We start from the raw sequence: 18,837 nt of genomic DNA, 5'->3' as shown, positions 1-18,837 counted from the left end.
TGCAGTTCTTGTATACTCCTGATAATAAATTTTTAAAATAATCAATGCTTCTATGAAATTAAAAGTTGTCGCCTTTGACTGTGATGGGGTGCTCTTTGACTCCCGCGCCTCGAATATTACTTTCTATAATCATATCCTGAAGTATTTCCAGCGACCGCCGATGGGTGAGTCAGCGGTGGACTATGTTCACGCACACACGGTCTATGAATCACTGGCCTATATCTTTCCCGATCATCCCGATCTGGAGGAGGTCATCCGCTACTGCCGCAGTCTGGACTATGGACAGTTTATTCCCCTGATGCTCCAAGAACCGCATCTCATAGAATTCTTGCAATTCTTACGTCCCCAGTTCGGCACCGCAGTAGCCACCAACCGCACGACCACCACAAAGGCCGTTTTTGAGCACCATCGATTGAGGGACTATTTTGATATCATTATTTCAGCCCAGGACGTGGCGCATCCCAAACCTCATCCGGAATCATTTTTGAGAATCTTTCACTACTTCGGCATTGAACCCGAGGAAGCCATCTACTTCGGAGATTCTCTGGTCGACCAGGAGTTCGCCCGCAATTGCGGGGTCAAATTGGTCGCCTTCCGCAATCCCCGACTGGAAGCCGATTATTACCTGGATTCATTCGCCCAAGGCCCTGAACTAATCCGCCACCTGATCGACTAGCCGGGGGGGGCTGCTGGTCTCGGCTCCAACCCTTTAATTATTATTCATGGACCCCCGATATATCCGAAATTTCTCCATTATCGCCCATATCGACCACGGCAAGTCAACCCTGGCGGATCGCCTGCTGGAGTTCACCGGCGCCATCACCTCCCGTGAGAAACGTGATCAGTTCCTTGATTCTATGGACCTGGAGAGGGAGCGGGGCATCACCATTAAGGCCGCCGCGGTGAGGCTGTGGTATCGAGCCGCAGATGGTCGGGAATATCTTCTCAACCTCATCGACACCCCTGGGCACGTAGATTTCAGCTACGAAGTCTCCCGCAGCCTAGCCGCCAGCGAAGGGGTTCTGCTTCTGGTAGACGCCTCCCAGGGGGTGGAGGCCCAGACCTTGGCCAATGCTTACCTGGCCCTGGAAAACAATCTGGAAATCATCCCGGTGCTCAACAAATGTGATCTGGCCAATGCTGACCCAGATAAGACCGCAGAGGAGATCAGAGAAATTCTCGGTCTCGATCCCTCCACGGCCATCCGGGCCAGCGCCAAAACCGGCCAAGGCATCGAGGAAATTCTAGAGGCCATCGTTAACCGGGTGCCTCCGCCCCGGGGCCGTTCCACCGACCCCTTAAAAATGCTGATCTTCGACTCCTGGTTCGATCCGTATGTCGGGACGGTGGTGATGATCCGGGTGTTGGCCGGGTCGGTCCATCGGGGTCAGCGCATCCTGCTCATGGCGACCGGTAAGACCTACGAGGTCTATCAGTTAGGGGTGTTCAACCCCTATGCCACTCCGGTGGAATCCTTGAGCGCCGGTGAAGTCGGCTTTTTGACCGCCACGATCAAGAATCTGGCTGATGCCATGATTGGCGACACCATCACCGATGCCCTCAACCCCACCCCAACCCCCTTCCCCGGCTTCAAAAAGATCAAGCCCATGGTCTTCAGCGGTTTTTACCCGGTTGACCCGGGAGATTACGGCCGACTCAAGGAAGCCCTGGAAAAGCTCCGGCTGAATGACTCCTCCTTCACCTATGAACCGGAGACCTCCGCCGCCCTCGGGTTCGGCTTCCGATTGGGGTTTCTAGGACTGCTACATCTCGAGATTATCAAAGAGCGGCTGGAGCGGGAGTACGAACTGTCATTGCTCGCCACCGCTCCCACGGTAGTCTATAAGGTAGTGACCACCAGGGGCGAGGAAATCTGGGTAGATAATCCCTTAAAACTACCGCCTTGGGGCAAGATCGAGCATCTGGAAGAGCCTCTGGTCCGGGTGGAGATCCATACCCCCGCAGAATATTTGGGTAATATTTTAAGTCTGTGCGAAGACCGTCGCGGCCGACAGGTGGAGATCCGTTTCTTCCCCAACCAGAAGGCCCTGATTATCTATGAGATGCCGCTCAATGAGATCCTGATGGATTTTTACGACCAGCTCAAATCCCTGAGCCGGGGCTACGCCTCCATGGACTACGAGATGCTGGGCTACCGAGCGTCGGCGCTGCTTCAGATGGATTTAATGGTCAACGGCGAACCTATCGATGCCCTGTCCGTTATTGTCCACAAAGATAAGGCCTACCGCTGGGGCCGGGAGCTGACCGAACGGCTGCAAAAGATCATCCCCCGACAGATGTTTGAAGTGGTGATTCAAGCAGCCATCGGCTCGCGGGTTATTGCCCGAGAGCGGGTGGCACCGCTCCGAAAGAACGTCACGGCCAAATGCTACGGCGGTGATATCACCCGCAAACGCAAGCTTTTGGAGCGACAGAAAGAAGGTAAAAAGCGCATGAAGCAGATCGGCAAGATTCAGATTCCCCAGGAAGCCTTCCTGGCGGTCTTTGGAATGCGAGAGTAGACATGGCCAGAGCAAAGGATAATCAGGCTGAGCCAAAAACTCGCAAGAAACCCTTATGGCGGGAATACCTGGAGGCCATTCTTATCGCCCTGTTACTGGCCCTGTTCATCCGGGCCTTCGTGGTGCAGGCCTTTTCCATACCCTCCGGATCGATGTTGGACACCCTCAAGATCGGCGACTACCTCCTGGTCAACAAGTTCAGTTACGGTATCCGTAACCCCTTTAACAACCAGGTCATTATTCCTACCGGAGAGCCGAAACGCGGGGATGTCGTGGTCTTTATCTTTCCCAACGATCCCTCCAAAGATTTTATCAAAAGGGTCGTCGGCGTCGGCGGGGATGTCATTAAGATCGTCAACAAGAAAGTCTACATCAATGACCAGTTAGTGGAAACCCCGCAGGCGATCCATAAGGATTTTCATATCATTGATCAGAATGACGCCTGGATTTCGGCAAACGGCCTAAAGGGTGCGAACCGGGACAACTTCGGACCTGTAAAGATTCCTCAGGGACAATTATTCGTCATGGGCGACAACCGGGATCACAGCTACGACAGCCGTTTCTGGGGGACGGTGCCGGTAGCTAATGTGCGGGGCAAAGCCCTGATCATCTACTGGTCCTGGGACAGCAAAACCTTCCGGCCACGCCTGGACCGGATCGGTAAGCTCATTTATTAGCGATAGAGATTATATCTTAACTCAACTACGATGGCCTCAACAACCTTAAGCGCCAAGTATCTGTTCCTTAACTTCCTGGTAGCAGCTTTTATTCTTACCCCCGGCTGCTCCCCGGATAGATCGGCAGGCACGATCAAAGTCTTTTCCTGGACCTCCACCCCTCAGGCCAGAAACGTCATTGCCGGTCTGGAGAAGGGCCTGGCCAGGTCTCTGTCAGTAGTCGATATTGGCGCAGACTACCCCACAGGAGTACAGCTAGTGCGGCAGCTAGCTTCTGAAAGGCTGCAGCTCCTGGTGGTCTTGGGTACCCCGGCGCTGATGCTGACCGCTCCCGAAATAAAACGGACGCCAGTGGTCTTTGCCATGGTGGCCGACCCGTATCACACCGGTGCGGCATATGATAAACATCATCCGGAAGATCATCAGGAAAATATCACCGGCATCGCCAGCCCACCCCCTTTGGAAGAGGCCATCCGACAGGGACTGAAGCTCTTCCCCGCCAGACGCCATTGGGGGCTGATCTATGATCCCTACGAGGGCAGTTCGGTGGAACTGCAGCAGAATTTTGCCGACCTGGCCCAAAAAGCCGGTCTGACCCTGACGGTGCAATCTTTGACCGATCAAAGGGAAGCAGCAGCGGCCCTCGAGGCCCTCGAGAAACAAAAGGTACAGGTGGTTTTTATCCCGCCGGATCAGAATGCCAGGCGCTACAGCCCCCTCCTGCTCCAGAAAGGGGCCGCCCGGTGTTTCGTGGTGGTAAATGGCAATCCGAGAATTAAGGGCAAAGGCGCCGTGCTCAGTGTTACCTTGGATTACGAGGCGGTGGGCCGAAAGGCCGCCGACTTAGCCAACCGACTGCTGGCGGGAGCGAAACCGGCCTCCATCCCCATCGTCCATGACTCGCCGGTGAAGTTAACCGTGGATGAAAATCTCCTGAGCCGCTGGGCCGGATATCCGCCAGCCAACCGGGAAACGAGGCGCCGGACCCTAACACCGTAAGCACCAGATTTAATCTGATCGAAGGGGATATTCGAGCCTCTTTGGGAGTGATACAGGTTTTCCAGCATAGGTAAGAGTTATTTTCCATGAAGTTCATTCCAAGTCCTATTGAAAGGCACAAGCTTACGGGTCTGTGTTCATTATGGTTCCCTTATGACGCAGAGCTGGAGGTCTGCGCTACCGAACCTTATAATAGTACAGCCGCAGCAAGGCAGAATGATAGGATCTAATAGCCTCTGCAAGAGTTATTTTTTGATTAATCATAGGGACAAATTATGAAACAAACTCTCGACCCCGAAAACTGGAATCCGGCCATTGGAATCAAGGAATATCAATTTGATAACGGCCTGAAGCTGTTGGTATTGCCTGACAACAGTATGCCGATTGTTTCTTTTCAGGTGCATTACGCCGTTGGCTCGCGCCACGAACGGCAGGGCATCACCGGCATCAGCCATCTGTTCGAACATATGATGTTTCGGGGCTCCAAAGAATTGGGGCCGGAAGAGTTCGCCCGTATTATCCAGGCCAAGGGAGGAGATGTCAACGCCTTTACCACCCATGACACCACCTCTTTTTTTGAGAATATCCCATCAGAGCATTTAGAGCTGGTTGTCCGCCTCGAGGCGGAACGACTGCGTAATCTGGATCTCACACCGGAAAGCTTCGCCTCCGAACGGGAAGTGGTGCGCAGCGAACGCAAACTGCGCTCCGTCGACAGCCCTTTCGGCCTTCCCCTGGAGTTGTTGTTCGCCCTGGCCTATACGCAGCATTCCTATAAGTGGCCGGTCATCGGCTGGGACGATGATCTGGTGGCTATGACCCTGGCCGATTGCCTGGAATTTCACCGCACCTATTACAACCCAGCCAACATCATGGTGTCAGTGGCGGGAGACGTTGAACCGGAAACAGCCAGGGAACTGGTGGCCCGCTATTTCGGCGACATTCCGAGCTCCGGACCGGTACCCGCGGTCTACACCAAAGAACCTCCTCAACGGGGGGAGCGCCGCGCGGTGTTCAAAAAAGTTTCTCAGGTCGAGGCCTTTTTGGCTAGCTTTCATACGCCGGCGCTACGAGACCCGGATATCTATCCCCTCATGCTGCTGGCGGCGGCCCTGGGTCTGGGAAAGGCCTCCCGCTTCTATCAAAAAATGGTGCGGCCGGGACTGGCTATCGAAGTAGATGTGGATCTGTCCCCACCGCCCTTCACCCCTCAGGACCCGGGACTGCTGGTAATCACCGGCATCGTCCCACCCGGCCAACCCCTGGCCGCCCTGGAAGAAGCCGTCTGGGAAGAGATTAGCCGGATTAAAGCCGACGGCCTGACAACCGATGAACTGACAAGAGTCAAAAAGCTGATGCGTTCCCAGACCGTCCGCGTGCTGGCCAATAACTTTTATCGCGGCCTGCTGACCGCACTGCTCTATCTGAAAACCGGTAATGTCAATGGCGCCAACGGCCTGCTCCCTGCCTATGAAAGCGTGACCCTGGAACAGGTGCAGCAGGCAGCCCGGACCTACCTTAGCGAAGACAACCGCACCGTGGTAGTGGTCAAACCGGTATCTCCGGAAGAAAACGCTATCTTAGGACCGGTTAGTTAAATGCAGGGATCACGGGTCAGGGACTGGGGACTGGAAAAAACCTATACCTGCGCCTACCTACCCTGCCCTCCGGGCGAACAGGCCGGGCTCAGGATCAAAACCATTGCAGTAAGGACACAACATGCCAACAGAAAATAATTTTTTACCGGACATATATGTTCACCAACTCCCGAATCAGATGAGAGTGGTGGGTATGGAGTACACCCGGGCGCCGTGGTTAACCCTGACCTTTATGGCCAAACGGGGGGCTGAGGCCGATCCCTTGGGCAAAGGCGGTGCCGCCGATTGCCTGGCCGAATGCCTGACCTTAGGCTCCAAGGATAGAGATCAACTAGAGCTGGCCCTGACCGTGGAAGGCCGGGGGGCCTTGCTGAAATCCTATGGGTCCTGGGATCACACGATTGTTTCGGTGGAAGGATTGGCGGAGGATTACGAGGAACTCTTGACGCTGCTGGCGGAGATCGTCCAGACTCCCGGATTTCCGCCGGAAGAATTTGCCTTCTTGCAGGAACGCCGCCGCGCCGAGCTCATACAAGCCCAGGACGACCCCCGGGAAACGGCTACCCGGACCTATCTACCGCTTTTTTTCGGCGACAGCCCCTATGGACATCCCCCGGATGGCAGTCCTGATTCCCTGGCTGCTCTGACGCTGAATGATCTGCAAATGTTCTATCAGCATAATTTTCACCCGGAAGCCAGCACCCTGGTGGTGGTAGGCATGGTCCCGGAGTCTAAGGCCGTGGCCGCGGCGACCAGACTCTTTGGGTCGTGGACCGTAGCTACCCCCCCATCACCCCCCTATCAGCAGGGACTGACAACCCCGCGCCCTCCCGGGATTTATCTGCTGGACCGCCCCTCTCTGACTCAGAGTGAAATCCGCTGCGGACATTTAGGTCTATCCCGGAGCCATCCGGATTATTTTCCGCTACGCCTGGTGAATTATATCTTCGGCGGCGGCGGCTTTTCTTCCCGGCTGATGATGCGCCTCCGGGCGGAAAAAGGCCTCACCTACGGCGTCCGCAGCCAATTTTATTTCCGCCGGGCCCCAGGACCTTTTATTATTTCAACCTTTACCCCGGCGGAGCACACCGCCTTGGTAGTGCAGGAGATTAAGCAGGTCATGCAGGAAGTTAGAACAGATGGAGTCAACGCCGCTGAATTGGCCGATGCCCAGAGTTACTACGTCGGCAGCTTCCCCTTGAGCCTGGAGACGGCCAGCGGTCTGGCCCACCAACTGATCCATATTGATCTCTATGACCTCGGTTGGGACTACCTCAAGACCTACCGTCAGCACATTACCGGGGTGGCTCTGGCAGAAACGTCACAGGTGGCCCGGCGCCATCTGCAACCGAATGACCTGGTGACACTAGTGGTCGGACCGGCGGACAAGTGCCTTATAGAATTAGAAAAATTAGGAGAGGTAAGCGTTATTACAATACCTTGAATAAACATTTGTTCTTTCCTCTGCCCCCTTGGATCGGCCTGGACCTCCGCAGTGCAAATACCATTGATATTGAAGTCTTTTTTTTGTTGACAAATGAATTCACAACAATGATATAATGGTCTTGTTTGTGAAAAAAAGGATAAATTTGATTTTCTCAATCAATACAAAGGGAGGAAGTTTTCATGCACAAAACCCCATTGTTGGATCAACTTGAATCGGGTCCATATCCGAGCTTCGTGACAGACCTCAAACGGTTGCTTCCCACGAAGCCTCAGGTTAACGACCTGTTGGGGCAACTGGAAAGGTCTTATAAGGAAAAAATCACCCACTGGAAGCACGGCGGTATCGTCGGCGTCCTCGGGTATGGCTCTGGGATCATCGGCCGGTATTCCGACCTGCCGAATGAATTTCCGGGCCTGGAACATTTCCACACCATGCGTATCAACCAACCGTCAGGATGGTTCTATACCTCCGCCGCGATTCGGGAACTGTGCGATATTTGGGATCAGTATGGCAGTGGTGTATTGAATATGCATGGCGCCACTGGCGACATTGTCTTCCTGGGAACCCGTACCGAAGAATTGGAGCCCTGCTTCCAGGCCTTGGCCCGGAAGGGTTTTGATATCGGCGGCTCCGGCTCCGCTATGCGTAGCCCCTCCTGCTGTGTCGGCCCGGCCCGTTGTGAATGGTCCTGCTACGACACTCTTGAAGCCTGCTACGATATTACCCAGGAATATCAATTCGAGCTGCATCGGCCCTCCTTCCCCTACAAATTCAAGTTCAAATTCTCCGGCTGCCCCAATGACTGCGTCGCATCGGTAGCCCGGGCCGACTGTTCCGTCATCGGCGTTTGGAAAGACGATATCCGCATCGACCAGTCAGCCGTAAAGGCCTATGCCGGCGGCGAACTCAAACCTCGGGGCGGCGGCTCGCCATACGCCAAACTGGATATTCAGGCCGATGTCGTAGAACTCTGCCCCACCGGCTGTATGAGTTTTGACGGCAGCACCCTAAAAATCGACAACCGGAACTGCAATCACTGCATGCACTGTATCAACCTGATGCCCCAAGCTTTGCGGCCCGGCACCGAAACCGGCGCCACCCTCTTAATCGGCTCACATGCCCCCATCCTCGAAGGCGCCCAGATGAGCTGGGTCATCGTCCCCTTCATGGAGATGGAGCCGCCGTATGACAATCTGAAAGAGATCGCCGGCAATATCATGGAATGGTGGGCAGAGAACGGCAAGAACCGGGAGCGCGTGGGCGAACTCATCCTGCGTTTAGGCATGCGGAATTTCCTGGAGGCCTTGGGTCTGCCGCCGGTACCCCAGAGCATTAAGATCCCTCGGGCCAACCCCTTCTTCTTCTGGAAGGATGCGGATTTCGAGGCCGAAGCGGCCGGCAAAAAATATTACACTACGAAATAACGCTACGCTGAAGCGAATTATACCAATCGCATCATGCACAATTTGTTAAGGAGGATATCATAACATGTCTGAAGAAGCAGAACGCATTACTGATATTGGGCCACCGCACTATAGTAAATTCTTGCCGCCGGTCGTTAAAGACAATTATGGCAAGTGGAAATATCACGAGATTCTGGAGCCGGGTATCCTGAGACATGTGGCGGAAAGTGGTGATGAGATTTTTTCCATTCGCGTTGCCTCACCACGGATCCTGACCACCTTGCAAGCGAGAGATCTGGCAGAAATTTCCGATAAATATTGCGAAGGCTTCATGCGCTTCACCAGCCGTCACAACTTTGAGTTTCTGGTATCCGATAAATCCAAATTGGAACCCTTAAAAGCAGAGTTGGCTCAGCGTGGTATTCCGAAAGGCGGCACGGGTCATTCCATCACCAATATCGTCCATACCCAGGGCTGGATCCACTGCCACACCCCGGCTATTGACGCCTCGGGCGTTGTCAAGGCCGTCATGGACGACCTGTTTGAGTATTTCGGCAGCCATCAACTGCCGGCCCAGTTGCGCATCTCTTTGGCCTGCTGCCTCAATATGTGCGGCGCCGTGCACTGCTCCGACATCGCCATCCTGGGCGTGCACCGCACACCGCCTCACATTGCCCACGATAAACTGCGGCATCTCTGTGAAATCCCCACAACCATCGCTAGCTGCCCCACCGGCGCCATCCGGCCTCATCCGGATAAATCTATCAAAAGCGTCGTGGTCAACGAAGAGCGCTGCATGTACTGCGGTAACTGCTATACCATGTGCCCGGCCATGCCGCTGTTTGACGCAGAAAAAGGTGGCGTAGCCCTGCTCGTGGGCGGCAAAGTGTCCAATGCTGTGAATCCGCCTATGTTCTCCCGTCTGGCGGTACCATACATTCCTAACAATCCACCGCGGTGGCCGGAAACCGTTCAAGCCATCCGCAAGATTGTCATCAAGTATGCCGAAGGCGCCAACAAGTGGGAGCGCGTGGGCGAGTGGATTCAGCGCATCGGTTGGGAAAAATTCTTTGAAGTATGCGACATCCCCTTTACCTTCCAGCACATTGACGACTACCGGTGGGCTTATGACACCTATCGCACGTCAATGCACTTTAAGTTCTAAGCAGGTGAGATAAATGGCACTATCCAAAGAAGATCTGTGCAATTACATTTACGACATGGTGGCCAAGGCCCAGGGCAAGAAAAACCTGAAGGCCATGGACGTGCAAAAGGCCGTCCTCAAAGAGCATCCTGATCAGCCCAAGAACGACATCAAGTTCGCCATCAAGGATCTCATTGACAGCGGTCGGTGCGTCTATACCTATTTTGGGGGCAGCTATATCGAAATCCCCCACGAAGAAGGCGCTGCCAAGAACATCTAATGTACCGGCCCTGTCCCCGACTGATGCTGGCAGCCCTCAGGGGCGGCTCTGGGAAGACCACGCTGACCTTAGGGCTGCTAGCCGCTTGGCGGCAACAAGGGCGGAATATCGTCCCCTTTAAAAAAGGGCCGGATTATATCGATCCGGCTTGGCACGCCTTGGCAGCCGGGCGGCCGTGCTATAACCTCGATCCGTTCCTCATGGATCGGGACAGTATGATGTACTCCTTGGGAACTCATACTGCCGGAGCCGATGGGGCTCTCATCGAAGGAAACCGAGGTCTGTACGACGGTCTGGATGCTGCGGGCGCTTTCAGTACGGCGGAGTTGGCCAAACTATTCGAAGCTCCAGTGGTGTTGGTGGTTGATTGCACCATGACCACCCGCACCGCTGCGGCTATCGTTTTGGGCTGTCAGAAATTCGACCCTGACGTGGCCGTTCGAGGGGTAATCCTCAACCAGATTGCTCGGCCGCGCCATGAAGGGGTTTTGCGCGCTTCTATCGAGCAGTACTGCGGCATACCGGTACTGGGCGCTCTGCCCCGTTTGAAATGTGCCGTCTTCCCGGAACGCCATATGGGACTGGTGCCGCCCCAGGAGCACGATGCCGCCTGCCAGGCGGTGCTAACGGCGCAAAACTTGGCCCGGAAATACCTTGATCTGGAGCGCCTCTGGCAGATAGCTCAAAACGCTCCCAACCTGCCCGCGGTCCCGCTCCATGCCCCATATACAGTCCAGTCCCCGCCTGAACCTGTATCCATCGGCATCATCCGGGACGCCGCCTTCCAGTTCTATTATCCGGAAAATTTAGAAGCACTGGTCGATTGCGGCGCCCGCCTCGTTGAGATCAACGCTTTGGAGGATGCAATGCTTCCCCCGCTTGATGGTCTTTACATCGGCGGCGGTTTCCCCGAGACCAACGCCCTCGGGTTAACTCAAAACCTGACATTCCGCCAGGCGCTAAGAAATGCCATTGAGGATGGATTGCCGGTGTATGCCGAATGCGGCGGGCTGATGTATTTAGGCGAACAGATTATCGTCCGGGAACAGAGCTATCCCATGGTGGGCGCGCTGCCCCTCTCCGTGCTGCTCGAAAAGAAACCCCAGGGCCACGGCTACACTGTCATCGAGGTGGATCACCCCAACCCGTATTATCCGGTTGGAACTAAGCTGCTGGGACACGAGTTCCACTATTCCCGCCTCGTCGAAACCGACGAGCAGAAGTTAAACCTCGTCTTCCGCCTCGAACGGGGTCATGGCGTTACTGGGCAGAGGGATGGCGTCAGCTATAACAATGTCCTGGCTGCCTATACCCACATACATGCCCTCTCCACCCCTTTATGGGCCCCCGCTCTCGTCGGCCAGGCCCGGAAATATCACTCCCGCCTTACATCTTCTGAGTCTGCGGCCCAGCCAGAACAGCCGCTTGCCTTATCCGCGGCGGTCCGCGCCCGGAAATTTCTTCCTTAGCAGTTAACCTAGTCAAATCAAGCTGTTTTCATTTATACTCCTTTTATACCAGCAGATTCCTGCCACCTTCACCCCGCTTATAAGCGGATAACCCTTAACAGCCGCTCCACATCCAGACAACCCCGCACTACCTCCGCCAACCTGTCAAACTGCTCCTCCTGAAAGGCCTCAAAGGTATAAACTCCCGCCTCAGCAACTTCCAGACCCTTTCCCCGGCGCAGTTCAGCCAACCAGGTCCGCCGGAATACATCGCTATCAAACAATCCGTGGATATAGCTGCCCCAGCTACGGAAATCCTGGCTAGCATAACCATCTCTGAGTTTAACGGGTTGGCCCAATCGACGGGTGATTTCAAATACCCCCCTCCCCTCCCCTATCAGATCGGTAATCCCCAGATGGATCTCGTACCCCGTCACCAGAGGTCTCTCTTCGCCAAGTCCCAGAAATCTCGCCTCCACCTGAGTGGTAGTCTTCTCCCCCGCCATGGTGGTAATTAGGGGCAACAATCCCAAACCCTCCGCCTCCGGAGCAGTTCCCTCCATTCCCAAAGGGTCTCGCACCACTTCCCCCATCATCTGGAAACCACCGCAGATGCCGATAACCCTCCCGCCGCGTTTGGCATAGTTCCGGATTTTTTCTGCCAGCCCGGTCTGGTGTAGATAGAGCAGGTCGGCAATGGTGTTTTTGGTTCCTGGCAGAATGAGCAGATCAGCGTCTGCCGGATAATGATGATGATCAAAATAATTCAGGTTGACACCCGGTTCCTGCTCCAATGGATCGAAATCGGTGTAGTTGGAGATGTGCGGCAGGCGCAGGATGTTGATCTGCAAATCAGTGGATGAGACGCCAGTTTGCTGCCGCATTTTGCGCTCCAGAGCAACGCTGTCCTCTTGAGGAAGCAGCAGGTCCCTCATATACGGCACAACGCCGAAAACCTTCTTACCGGTACGCCGTTCGATAATCTTAACCCCGGAGTCGAAGAGCGAGATATCGCCACGAAATTTGTTTATGATAAACCCTTCTAAAAGCCGCCGTTCGACTCGGGTTAGGAGATGGTGCGTCCCGATTGTGGCGGCGAAGACGCCTCCCCGGTCGATGTCCGCCACTAACAGCACCGCCGCCCCGATCCGCTTGGCCATGCTGAAATTGACCAGATCGTTCTTTTTCAGGTTCAGCTCCACGGCGCTGCCCGCCCCTTCTAAAATGATTAGATCATAGGAGGCCGCCAGACGCCGATACGATTCCATGACCTTACGCACCAACCTAGGCTTGTGTTGGTAGTAGTCTCTGGCCCCCAGGTTGCCATAAACCTTACCCTGCACGATGACTTGGGCACCTACGTCGCTACTGGGTTTCAACAGAATGGGATTCATATCCACATGCGGCGTCAATCCGGCAGCTTGGGCCTGCACCACTTGGGCCCGGCCCATCTCCCCTCCTTCGGGGGTGATAAAGCTGTTTAGGGCCATATTCTGCGCTTTGAAAGGCGCCACCCCGATGCTTTCCTGCCGGAAGATACGACATAACGCCGCAGTCAAGATGCTTTTGCCGACATCGGAGCCGGCTCCCAAAATCATAAGCGGACGGAACTTCATAAGAGGGTTTCCGGTTGCTGTTTTTTGAGTTCTTGGACCAATTCGGCCAGGTGTATTGAACCATAAACTATGGTCCCAAAATACTACATAAGCCGAAGGCTTTAACTTGACAGGGCAAATAATTAATTATATCATAATATTGTGATTTTAATAATAGAAGACGTTGTTGGAAAAACCGGTATGAATCAAGAAGCCATAAAAAAAGAAAATACACCTATGGCGACTACCTGTGCTGGCCGGAAGGCGAACGCTGGGAGTTGATTGAAGGAATACCCTACAATATGACTCCTGCTCCGTCAACCGACCACCAGAGGATTTCAGGGGAAATATTTAGACAGATCAGTAACTTTCTTGTTGATCAGGATTGCCAGGTGTTTGTTGCGCCTTTTGACGTCCGCCTGCCAGAGGCTGAGGAAGCCGATGATGAAATTATCACCGTAGTACAACCGGACATCACTGTGGTTTGCGTGCCGGAAAAATTAGACGCGCGCGGCTGCCGGGGAGCACCGGATTTTATCATCGAAATCCTCTCCCCCTCCACCGCCGCCAAAGATCAGATCTACAAAGTGGCGCTGTATGAGAAACACGGTGTCAGGGAATATTGGCTCGTGCATCCGGGTGACCGGCTGATCACAGTCAGACTTCTGACGCCTGGCGGCACCTATGGGATTCCGAGCATTTATGAAGCCAAGGGCTTGCTGCCGGTGCATATTCTGCCCGGTTTAGAAATAGACCTGACACTAACATTCCGGCGAGTCGGAACCGAAGGTGCAGGCAGACCAACCGCATAAAGCACTATAGCACCTTTTTTAAAGCCTTTCAGACGCTGGCGCGCTTTACTGCCATCATGCCACTGCTACCTGATTGCGTCCATTGTCCTTCGCCCGGTAAACGGCCTGATCAACCCGACGGACGAAAGTATTCGCATCATCTTCGAAAGTCAATTGGCTCACACCAAAGCTGGCAGTAACGGGTCCTGATATTCCAGTGAAGACGCGGGATTGCAGATCATGACGTACCCTTTCGGCATAGAATCGGGCGCCCTCTTTATCCGTATGGGGCAAGAGGACAATTAACTCCTCCCCCCCCGTAGCGGGCTGCTAGGTCCTCCATCCTTGCGTTTCTTTTAAGAATCTCTGCGAAACCCTGGAGCACTGTATCCCCCACCGTATGCCCGTAACTGTCATTGATGCTCTTAAAATGATCCAGGTCCGATATGACCAGTGACAGGGGAACGCCATGTCTCTGGGCTAAAGAAATATGAGTGATCAGAGTTTCATTAAAAAACCACCGGTTAGCCAAGCCGGTGAGAGGATCAGTACGCATCAACTGTTGGAGCCTATGTCAGGTTCCAGGTGATTCGAGTAAACCGGCTTGACGTCCTCTATCCCGTAAAAATAATCCCGGCATAGCCGACAAAGCTATCATTGGGCATAATGTCGTAACTGGTATAATAGTCTATTAGAACGCCTTTGGCGGCACCCATGGCTGTGGAGGCGCTAATAGCAGCGGCGGTCGCTCCGGCGCTGCAGGAACTTTGGTCGCGGGCGGCGGCGTCTAGAACCCCGGCCGTATCCATTTTCAAAGTCCGGTCAATATACTTTTTGTCATTGACCTCCTTGACCCATTTAACCGCCGCCTCACCATAGCCCTTGGGAGCCCAACCGTAGTTCGGACCATAGTGGGTGAGATCAGAGGAACCGAAGGCCAGCAGACTGAGGTTTAGATCATTGGCCACCGCAACCACCGCCTGACCTAAGAGCACCGCCTGCTGGGAATGCGGGGCGCGCAGGGCCAGCAGCTTGGCCTGCGGGAAAAAGTGCTTCACCATGGGAAGCTGAATCTCAATGGTGTTGTCCCCCGGATATTCGCGGGCACAGGTGATCTTTTCCTGCAGAGGTTGGTACATCTCTTTGGCCAGGGTGATTTCCCCCAGTGGGGTCTCCCAGGCGTCCTCCATGACCAGCAAAGGTGGGGAACCGCTCCCCAGATGTCCGCCAAAAATGCAGACCACCTGGGGCTGTCCGCTCTGGGCCGCTAGATAAAAGACCTGAGCCGCCAATCTGCCGGAAAAATACCAACCGGCATGAGGCATGACACCGCCATAGATTTTGGCGCCAGCAGCTAAGGGCTTGACTCCGGCGATAAAAGCGGTCAATCTATTCTGACATTCCCGGCCGGATTCAGGATACCAACCGATGGGCAAGGTGCGAGGACGGACTTTCATCATAGTCTCCTCCTGGGCCAAGGGAGAACCTACGTATAACGACAGTCCTCTCCCGACCTTAATCAATGTGCAGGTGTTTGATGAGGAATTCCTCCAGGGTGTCGTCAACCTCGAAGAATATCGGGGTATATTCCTCTTCTTTGGGAAATACCTTCCTGAACTTGAGGCGGTGGGTTTCACCGTGCATGGTGATAAGGTATTCCGGCATGGCACCGGTGCTGGAGACCAGAGTAACTTCGATCTCTTCGGTCATATCGGCAATATTGACAAACATGGTCTGTTTATTACCCCGCAGCGGTCCGATGCCTTCAAGTCGGGCGCCTACCTCCTCTCCTTTGAGGGTGAGACTGAGGCCTCTGGGGACATTCTGGGAAATTTGACTGAGCGGTCTAACTGCCTCCAGGGTTGGCGGTTTGGCAATGGGAGGAGCTGCAAGCCGCTGACGCCGACTCTGAAAAAAGCGTTCGGCCTCGTTGGGAAACAAGGAATAAGTCAAAACATCTTCTTCCTGACTGATTCCCAGCGGTTTAGTCAGACGGCCTTCCCAGCTCTGTCCCCGATCTGCCTGACGCGCATCGAGGGCTCGTTGCCGCAATTCTTCGTTAGCCAAAGAATATAGCGGCCCATATCGTCCTTTGACGAGATCCTCCATACCTTCGGTCAGCTTTTCATAACGTTTTCCGGCAAGGACATTGGCCACCGTCTGTTCGACGATGATCTCCAAAATGCGGCCTTTCAGTGGCAAAAAACCCAAATCCCCCCATACCCGATGGGCCTCCTTGAAGGCCATATGCTGTCGGTCACGGGCGTTTTGGCGACGCAGCTCCTCCCGCAGGAAGTCCTTGAGCAGATCGGGAAGGAAACCCTCCTCAGCGCGGCTCTCTACCTTCCTGGGGGCGGGCTCCCGATAGTGCCGGGTTTCTTTAAGAGCTTGAATATATTCCGAGATCTCGTACAAGATATCGATATCGATATGGGGATCATACATCGTGCCGCCCAGAGAAAACATCAGTGATTCTACTGCCGGCGGTCCCTCTGGCCAGGCCAATGATGTTAGCACGGTGTCTACCCGTTCCACTCCCGCCCGGATACCCACCAGATAGGCCTCTAAGGCCTTTTGGTAATTGTCATGCAAATGGAGGCGCAACGGCTGATGGAAGCTCTTCCGATAGGTGGTAACCAGTGATGCCACCTTATCAGGGGTCATAACCCCCAACGAATCATTGATACAAATGGCATCCGCCCCGAGATTGAGCAAAGCCTCGGCCTGACGCAGGTAATCCGCCTGAGTGGTAGCCGGATTTAGGGAAAACAGTACCGTCGCCTCTACCTGTTTACGCAGTTCCTTGGCGATGGAAACGGCCAGCCGCATATTTTCCAGGTCGTTGAGCTGATCATAGATGCGGAAGATATCAATGCCCAAGGCCGCCGCTTTGGCCAAAAATTTTCGCACTACCTCTTTATGATAGGGCTTGAACCCCACCAACATCTGACCGCGCACGACCATCTGGAGAGGGGTATTGCGAATGGCCCGGCGCAGCCGTTTCAACCGCTCCCAGGGATCTTCCTGTAACTCCGTCAACGCCGCATAAAACGTAGACCCCCCCCAACAATCGATGGAATAGAACCCGGCCCGGTCCAGTAGTTTGCCCAGGCGCGCCAAGTCCTCCTGGCGCAGCTCCTTCAAAACAAAACTCTCTACTCCATCCCGGAGCGTGGCATCGGTTACCTGCACTGCCTGAGACATCACTTCATCTCCGTATAGAAATAGTGCATCTCAAAAAAGAGGGCGGCGGCGGCAATATAATAGAGGTCAAAGGGTTCTTTGAGGTCTTCGTAACTCAACTGCTGAATTTTATTCTCCATATATTCGGTGGTATAGCGGCCGCAGCGGAATTCCTCGTCTTCCAGGAGCTTTTTATAGAGTGGAATCGTGGTCTTAATACCGCGGATAATATATTCGTCGAGGGCCCGGCACATGCGGTCTACTGCTTCCTCCCAGGTGTTGCCCCAAGCGCAGAGTTTTGACAGCATGGGATCGAAATAGGGCGGTACCTCATAGCCGCCAAAAATACAACCGTCGATGCGGATGCCGATCCCGCCGGGCGACTGATATTTGGTAATCTTGCCGGGCGAAGGGAAAAAATTATTCCGAGGGTCTTCCGCATTAATCCGACACTCAATGGCATAGCCCCATAATCTGACTTCGTCCTGAGTGAGACGCAGGGGTTCTCCGGCCGCCAATCTGATCTGTTCCTTGACGATGTCGATACCTGTAATAATCTCCGTTATCGTATGCTCTACCTGGATGCGGGTGTTCATTTCCAGAAAATAATGATTAAGGTCTCGATCGACTAAAAATTCTACGGTACCAACGGTGTGATAGTTGATCTGGCGGGCCGCCTGTTTGGCCACCTCCCCCATTTCAGCCCGTTTTTCCGGTGTCAGGACGAGAGAAGGAGCAATTTCAATGAGTTTCTGGTGGCGCCGTTGGATAGAACAATCCCGCTCTCCCAAGTGGATGGTATTGCCGTATCTGTCAGCCATTATCTGGATTTCGATATGCTTCGGCTGGGCAATAAACTTTTCCAGATAAATTGCCTCATCTGCAAAGGCTTTCTGGGCCTCAGCGCGAGCTACGGGCAGGCCCCTGAGCAGCTCCTCGTCGTCCTGCACCAGACGCATACCCCGCCCCCCCCCACCGGCCTTGGCCTTGATCATTAAGGGATAGCCTATCCGGGCCGCCCAATCCTTTGCTTCGCCATCGGTTTGAAGCACCGGGGAACCGGGAACGAGCGGTACTCCTGCCGTCGCCATCATCTCCCGAGCCCTGATTTTATTGCCCATGGAACGAATAGCTGTGGAAGTCGGCCCGATGAAGCCAATCCCGGCTTCCTCGCAGGCATGCGCGAAACGCCAATTCTCGGCGATAAAACCATAGCCGGGATGAATGGCATCGGCACCGGCCCATTTGGCCACTTTGATGATCTGAGCATAATCCAGATAGCCGGCAATAGGGCCGGGGGTCACCAGGATCGCCTGATCCGCCTTGGTAATGTGCAACGCATTGGCATCCTGTTCAGTGAAGATGCTGACCGTCGCAATACCCAATTCCTTGCAGGCACGAATAATACGGATGGCGATCTCCCCGCGATTGGCCACCAGGATTTTTTTAAACATATGATGGACGCCCCTTAAAAGCGATACCTAATCTTAGTTATTTAATATATTTCACCGTTTATTGTCAAGGCCAAAGCCTTGCCGAAGAGGATGATCAGGGGCGGGGGGGCTGGGAGGAGATATGAGAATACTAAAAGGTCCTTATAAAAATGCTTAACAACGGCAGTTGCTTGGGCGAATACAAGATTCTCCCCTACGATAAGCCTGTGGGTCTTATAAAAATGATTAACAACGGCAGTTGCTTGGGCGAATACAAGATTCTCCCCTACGATAAGCCTGTGGGTGCTGTAGTGTCG

General features: G+C 54.2%; 16 protein-coding genes and 1 pseudogene. 11 read left to right on the top strand and 6 right to left on the bottom strand.

Annotated features, from left to right (window positions below; all coding sequences use genetic code 11):
- Positions 1-52 precede the first annotated feature (52 nt).
- From DESAC_RS08100 to DESAC_RS08055, 10 genes are all read left to right on the top strand, one after another.
- Positions 53-676 carry an HAD family hydrolase gene (locus tag DESAC_RS08100; protein ID WP_013706589.1) on the top strand — a complete coding sequence of 208 codons (624 nt, stop codon included), beginning with the start codon at positions 53-55 and terminating at the stop codon, positions 674-676.
- Between the two features lie 46 nt (positions 677-722).
- Positions 723-2,522, top strand: a complete 1,800-nt coding sequence (gene lepA, locus DESAC_RS08095; RefSeq protein WP_013706588.1) for a translation elongation factor 4 — start codon at positions 723-725, stop codon at positions 2,520-2,522.
- A 2-nt stretch (positions 2,523-2,524) separates the two neighbouring features.
- On the top strand, positions 2,525-3,199 hold the full coding sequence (gene lepB / locus DESAC_RS08090; RefSeq protein ID WP_013706587.1) for a signal peptidase I: 675 nt from the start codon (positions 2,525-2,527) through the stop codon (positions 3,197-3,199).
- A 30-nt stretch (positions 3,200-3,229) separates the two neighbouring features.
- The gene (locus tag DESAC_RS08085; protein ID WP_013706586.1) at positions 3,230-4,198 is read left to right on the top strand and encodes an ABC transporter substrate-binding protein; all 969 of its coding nucleotides are present in this window, start codon (positions 3,230-3,232) and stop codon (positions 4,196-4,198) included.
- Positions 4,199-4,473: 275 nt separating this feature from the next.
- Positions 4,474-5,796, top strand: a complete 1,323-nt coding sequence (locus DESAC_RS08080; protein ID WP_013706585.1) for a M16 family metallopeptidase — start codon at positions 4,474-4,476, stop codon at positions 5,794-5,796.
- A gap of 121 nt (positions 5,797-5,917) precedes the next feature.
- Positions 5,918-7,240 (top strand): M16 family metallopeptidase, encoded by a 1,323-nt coding sequence (locus tag DESAC_RS08075; protein ID WP_013706583.1) that lies wholly within the window; start codon positions 5,918-5,920, stop codon positions 7,238-7,240.
- Positions 7,241-7,422: 182 nt separating this feature from the next.
- The gene (gene dsrA, locus DESAC_RS08070; RefSeq protein ID WP_013706582.1) at positions 7,423-8,667 is read left to right on the top strand and encodes a dissimilatory-type sulfite reductase subunit alpha; all 1,245 of its coding nucleotides are present in this window, start codon (positions 7,423-7,425) and stop codon (positions 8,665-8,667) included.
- Positions 8,668-8,731: 64 nt separating this feature from the next.
- Positions 8,732-9,811, top strand: coding sequence for a dissimilatory-type sulfite reductase subunit beta (dsrB, locus tag DESAC_RS08065; RefSeq protein ID WP_013706581.1), 1,080 nt, complete (start codon positions 8,732-8,734; stop codon positions 9,809-9,811).
- A 13-nt stretch (positions 9,812-9,824) separates the two neighbouring features.
- Complete coding sequence (locus DESAC_RS08060) at positions 9,825-10,070, top strand: hypothetical protein (RefSeq protein ID WP_013706580.1); 246 nt, start codon at positions 9,825-9,827, stop codon at positions 10,068-10,070.
- The gene (locus DESAC_RS08055) at positions 10,070-11,539 is read left to right on the top strand and encodes a cobyrinic acid a,c-diamide synthase CobB (RefSeq protein WP_013706579.1); all 1,470 of its coding nucleotides are present in this window, start codon (positions 10,070-10,072) and stop codon (positions 11,537-11,539) included. The genes DESAC_RS08060 and DESAC_RS08055 overlap by 1 nt, the downstream gene beginning before the upstream one ends.
- Before the next feature lie 77 nt (positions 11,540-11,616).
- On the opposite strand, the gene DESAC_RS08050 is transcribed toward DESAC_RS08055, so the two are convergent.
- Positions 11,617-13,134 (bottom strand): cobyric acid synthase, encoded by a 1,518-nt coding sequence (locus DESAC_RS08050; RefSeq protein ID WP_013706578.1) that lies wholly within the window; start codon positions 13,132-13,134, stop codon positions 11,617-11,619.
- A gap of 227 nt (positions 13,135-13,361) precedes the next feature.
- On the opposite strand from DESAC_RS08050, the gene DESAC_RS08045 reads away from it, so the two are divergent.
- Positions 13,362-13,925: a Uma2 family endonuclease gene (locus tag DESAC_RS08045; protein WP_052301920.1), complete on the top strand. Its 564-nt coding sequence runs from the start codon at positions 13,362-13,364 to the stop codon at positions 13,923-13,925.
- Between the two features lie 54 nt (positions 13,926-13,979).
- Here the strand turns inward: DESAC_RS08045 and DESAC_RS16765 are convergent.
- The 5 genes and pseudogenes from DESAC_RS16765 to accC all read right to left on the bottom strand — a co-directional run.
- Positions 13,980-14,210 (bottom strand): annotated as a pseudogene (locus tag DESAC_RS16765) (GGDEF domain-containing protein); the annotation flags it as partial.
- On the bottom strand, positions 14,182-14,460 hold the full coding sequence (locus DESAC_RS16985) for a GGDEF domain-containing protein (protein WP_052301918.1): 279 nt from the start codon (positions 14,458-14,460) through the stop codon (positions 14,182-14,184). The gene DESAC_RS16985 and the pseudogene DESAC_RS16765, both read right to left, overlap by 29 nt.
- Before the next feature lie 58 nt (positions 14,461-14,518).
- The gene (amrB, locus tag DESAC_RS08035; RefSeq protein ID WP_013706577.1) at positions 14,519-15,364 is read right to left on the bottom strand and encodes an AmmeMemoRadiSam system protein B; all 846 of its coding nucleotides are present in this window, start codon (positions 15,362-15,364) and stop codon (positions 14,519-14,521) included.
- A 55-nt stretch (positions 15,365-15,419) separates the two neighbouring features.
- Complete coding sequence (locus DESAC_RS08030) at positions 15,420-17,108, bottom strand: hydroxymethylglutaryl-CoA lyase-like TIM-barrel protein (protein WP_013706576.1); 1,689 nt, start codon at positions 17,106-17,108, stop codon at positions 15,420-15,422.
- On the bottom strand, positions 17,108-18,541 hold the full coding sequence (gene accC, locus DESAC_RS08025) for an acetyl-CoA carboxylase biotin carboxylase subunit (RefSeq protein WP_013706575.1): 1,434 nt from the start codon (positions 18,539-18,541) through the stop codon (positions 17,108-17,110). The genes DESAC_RS08030 and accC overlap by 1 nt, the downstream gene beginning before the upstream one ends.
- Positions 18,542-18,837: the final 296 nt, after the last annotated feature.

This window comes from Desulfobacca acetoxidans DSM 11109 (genome assembly GCF_000195295.1).
Taxonomy (GTDB): domain Bacteria; phylum Desulfobacterota; class Desulfobaccia; order Desulfobaccales; family Desulfobaccaceae; genus Desulfobacca; species Desulfobacca acetoxidans.
Note: the sequence above shows the minus strand (reverse complement) of the source record. Positions and strands in the feature narration are given on the sequence as shown.